This is a genomic window from Niallia sp. FSL M8-0099 (assembly GCF_038006945.1).
Classification (GTDB): Bacteria; Bacillota; Bacilli; order Bacillales; family Cytobacillaceae; genus Niallia; species Niallia circulans.
Genome location: NZ_JBBOWF010000010.1, coordinates 1 through 4296 on the forward strand (window position 1 = coordinate 1; position 4296 = coordinate 4296).

4 protein-coding genes and 1 pseudogene are annotated in these 4296 nt (G+C 33.9%); 3 read left to right on the forward strand and 2 right to left on the reverse strand.

Annotated features, from left to right (window positions below):
- The first annotated feature begins 202 nt into the window (after window positions 1-202).
- Entirely contained in the window at window positions 203-1552 is a 1350-nt protein-coding gene (gene mobV / locus NSQ92_RS26735; RefSeq protein WP_341153423.1) for a MobV family relaxase, read from the forward strand.
- On the forward strand, window positions 1553-1741 hold the full coding sequence (locus tag NSQ92_RS26740) for a hypothetical protein (protein WP_333730834.1): 189 nt from the start codon (window positions 1553-1555) through the stop codon (window positions 1739-1741).
- A gap of 18 nt (window positions 1742-1759) precedes the next feature.
- Here the strand turns inward: NSQ92_RS26740 and NSQ92_RS26745 are convergent, their stop codons facing one another.
- Window positions 1760-1960: a hypothetical protein gene (locus tag NSQ92_RS26745; RefSeq protein ID WP_333730833.1), complete on the reverse strand. Its 201-nt coding sequence runs from the start codon at window positions 1958-1960 to the stop codon at window positions 1760-1762.
- Window positions 1953-2501, reverse strand: a complete 549-nt coding sequence (locus tag NSQ92_RS26750; protein ID WP_333730832.1) for a replication/maintenance protein RepL — start codon at window positions 2499-2501, stop codon at window positions 1953-1955. The genes NSQ92_RS26745 and NSQ92_RS26750 overlap by 8 nt, the downstream gene beginning before the upstream one ends.
- Before the next feature lie 653 nt (window positions 2502-3154).
- Here NSQ92_RS26750 and NSQ92_RS26755 point away from each other — a divergent pair.
- Window positions 3155-3280, forward strand: a pseudogene (locus NSQ92_RS26755) (MarR family transcriptional regulator); the annotation flags it as partial.
- Window positions 3281-4296: the final 1016 nt, after the last annotated feature.

The following is a 4296-nucleotide window of genomic DNA, read 5'->3' on the forward strand; positions in this document are numbered from 1 at the left end:
CCAAGGTCTATGGTTTTCTCGAATGGATGAAGTGCTGCCAATGTAAATTGGCCACACTTCAGCAAGGCGAGTTCGACGATAGTCGAAAGGTTTTTAAGGGGGTTTGGGGGATACCCCAACACATGTAACTTTGCGTGCAAAGTGTAGTGTGCTACACTTCTCTTAATCTACTAGATTTTTGAGAAGGAGATGAACCCCTAAAATGAGCTATGCAATTTTGCATATGCAGAAGCTAAAACAACCTGCAATCAAGGGCATTCAAATACATAATCAAAGAGAAAAAGAGAGTCAGACAAATGCTGATATTAGGAATGAACTTTCCCATTTGAATTACGATTTAGTTAATCCTAAATCTATTGATTATAACGAAAAAGTAAACAAAATGATTGAGGAAGGAGTGACGACTGGCAAAGCCATTCGGAAAGATGCGGTGAAAGTTGCTAGTTTTCTTGTTACTTCTGATTCAGAGTATTTTCAGAATCTATCAGAACGAGAAGAAAGACGATTCTTTGAATCGGCTTATGAATTCTTTGCAGATGAATATGGAGAAAAAAATATTGCTTATGCAATGGTTCATAAAGACGAAAAAACACCACATATGCATGTTGGATTTGTGCCGATTACGGAAGATGGTCGGCTTTCGGCAAAAGATTTTTTTGGTAAGAAACAACAACTTGCAAAGCTACAGGATAAATTTCATGATCATATGGTACGAGAAGGCTTCAATTTAGAACGTGGGGTCTCGACTGACCGTAAACATGTTGAATCTGCTAAATACAAGGCTCTAACGCTTCAACAAATGGAGAAGGATGCAAAAGAGAAGTATGAGCGAACAATAGGTCAGATCCATGAGATTACAGATAAGACGAAAGCTATTGAGAATATTGAATCGAAGAAGGTTCTTGGATTAGTTGGGATGAAAGAGCAAGATTATCAAAGTTTAGTGGACTATGCTACTAATGGAGTTATTTATCAAGTGAAAGCTGAGAATTTAGAAAAAGACTTGGAAAAAGCTAAAAAAGAAGTTGAACAGCTAAAATCAGATATGCAGATTGGACAAGATAAAGTTCGTCATTATTATAAACATATTGAGGAGAATTTGGATTCTTTAGTTAAAGAAAAAGTGATAGAAAAAATGAAGAAGACTGACATTGTAAAGAAATATGAAAACTTAATTGAAAAGTATAATGGGTTGGTTAATAAATACAATGACCAGTTAAAAGAAAAAACAAAACTAGTAGGGGAAAGGGATACACTTAAGTTTGAAAATCAGTCATATCAAAGAGAAAATAGAGATTTAAAGCTAGAAAATGGAAAATTAAAGGATAAATATTTGGAACTTGCTAATGAGTTTTCTTCTTTTAAAAAGAGAGTAGTGAAAGTTTTGTTTGTTCAAATTGACCGCGTTAAACGGTTTTTAAGGCTAAATGATGTAGACCACAATAAAATAAAATTACTAGAAGACAAACGCAATGAGATTGTCCAGGACTCATTACAAAGATTAGAGAAACCTGAAAATCAAAAAAGAGAAGAAATGGAGATGGAACGTTAAATGCATGATTTTGAAAGGTCAAAACAGATTATCAAAGGAACTTTGGACTGCAATCGTACTTGGAATGTGACATTTGAATATAATCGAGATTATGAAAAGAAGCCTTTATCTTGGGAAGAAAATGAACAATTGCTTGATGATCTTATTAAAGTGTTTGAAAAATATGAAATGAATTGGAAACTAAAATAAATAGTCTCTTATAAGAGACTATTTATTGATTGGAACAAAATTTATTTTAGGGAGAATATGTTTTTTTAAACTACTATCACTAAATGTAGTCATAGTATTATTTTTTTTATCAAATTCAACTCCTAAAGCTTTGAAAATTACTTCTGTTTGTGTAGCTGTTAAGTCAAAAGAAATATTTTCATCATTTAAATAAATCGTTAATTCTATTCCTTCAATCATTTTTTTTCATCTCCAAAAAATCTTGATTTTCCAAGCTTGCAGACTGTTCTGGAATGGCTTTTTGTCTTCCTCTCAAAACTTCAATTGAATTTAAAGGTTTGTCTTCTTCATAATAACTTAAAAGCATCTGTCTTTTATGATCATTACCTTTCATCATGATATTGGGATTAACCAAGTAAACTCCATTTTGTTTTTTCATAATAAAGTTGTTTTCTTGTAATTTTTTCATGATTCTAGTTACTGTACTAACTCCAACTCCCACATCTTCGGAAATACTTCTATAAGTTCCTATAAACATATTTGTGTTTTGATTTGTGTTTTCTGCTATGTAGATAAAAACGTCAAGTTGTTTACTATCAATTATTCCTAAGATACTTAAAAAATCCATTAAATAGACTTTCCAAAATTGTTTTGTACCATAAACTCGCTTTGTAATTTGATCTACATGTACAACTTCTCCTGTTTCTTGGTCAATTAATGTTCTTTTTTGTTGTCCTATTAAAGTTTGAGTATCACTGATATATTCCATGTTTTTGCTCATGTTACACCTCGATTTTTATGTCCATATTTGAACATTAACATGTTCAAATAAAGAACACAATATATTTATTCAAATAATTATATTTGTATTCAAAAAAAGAATACAAATATGTTCTAAAGTGAACACAAAACCATTCAAATATGAACACAAGCAAAAACGCTATAACCCTTGGTATATATGGGTTTATGCTACTTTTCTAAAAAAAACACTCTCTTCTTAATCAAATAGCTTTTATTAACGCAAGGTTCAGGTAGTATTTTTTGAGAAAACCATTCAAAAAATCTCCACCTTTTTCTCCTTGCGTTAATAAATTTTACAGGCTGCATTTATCTTGCCGAACGACCGATAAACTGATGAAACATGAATTAGGTCGTTCGGATAAAAATTAGTTTAGCCTGTAAAAACGCTAGTTCTTTCGTTCAATATTTTTATTTTAAATTTAAATAAGTGACGTAAAATGGGGGCTAGCCCCCAAACCCCCAGCCTCACTCTCTCTACCTGATGAAATGGAAAATCTTTAATAGCTTTTAGAAAGCCTTAAAGGCTTCTATTTTGCCTTTAAGGCAAATGAAGGTATAAAAACTAGGATAGTCTCTTAATCAGTCTATATGAGCCTTATATGGCGTCTGTCAACGGTAAGCGGACCGAAGGGAGTCTTTGTAAATCCTCATGTGATTTTTGCAGGAGATAAAGATAATGTAAATGAAGCCTTACAAGTAATGTTTCATAAGGCTATGAAAATGCCTGTATTAAAGGATTTACCAGATAAATTATTTTAAAAAATTTAGTCGTAGTTGTTTAATTTGACAACTACGATTTTTTATTTATGTTCGTATTTTTGTTTGTGTTTATTTAGACACACAACTGTGTTCAAATGAACACACACGAAAATCGCTAAAACTACTGATATATCAACCTTTTTTACACTTTTAAAAGTCTCTCTCTTCTCACTCTATATATAAGGGCTTTTCTCCATGCAAGGTACGGGTAGTATTTTTTGAGAAACCCACTCAAAAAATCTCCACCCTTTCCCCCTTGCATGGAGAAATTTTGGCGGTGCTGAACTGTCGCCAAGCCGACGTACCTAAAACGAGGATTTAAGGCAATCGGCTTGCTCGTGCCATTGTACCGCCAAAACCGCCAGAGCAACCGTTCAAAGATTTGTTCTTTTATCACATAGATCCACGCAATAAGGGGCTAGCCCCTCTTGGCTCTCGCCAATTCACCCCAGCCTGCGCCTTCCACCCTAAAACAAGGGGAAAGGCTCTTGAGTGCAAAAAGAGAAGCTTATTTTTTATTTCACTTTATTAAAAGTTTTAGTAACAAAAATCATTAATATCGTGGTATAAATTGTTGTTAAGATTAATCCAATTATTGCACTAAAATACATAGTATTTATCTTTTTAATAACCCTAATTTTCAAGTCGCCACTTCCTTTATTTAACATTACTTTTCAAGTAATACATTCTTTTTATTATTAAATTTATAATCAAAAAATATTCTTGCATTGAGAAGCCCATAAATGCCCTCTATGGCGTTTTGGTGCCCTTTTAGTTTAAATTAAGGGGCAACCTCCCACAAAGGCGAAAAAGCCCTGTATGGCGTCTGTCAACGGTAAGCGGACCGAAGGGAGCATTAAGGAGTTGACAGACTCACTGCACCAAGACCCTCTCGGTGTGTCAAAAGTTCACCTTTTGACCTGCCTACCGGCGAGGGAGCCCCTCAGGGATTGAGGGGTTGGGGTGTTCGATTAAGGGGGTCTGGGGAAGAGTTCCCCAGTGGGTTTGGGCAAAGC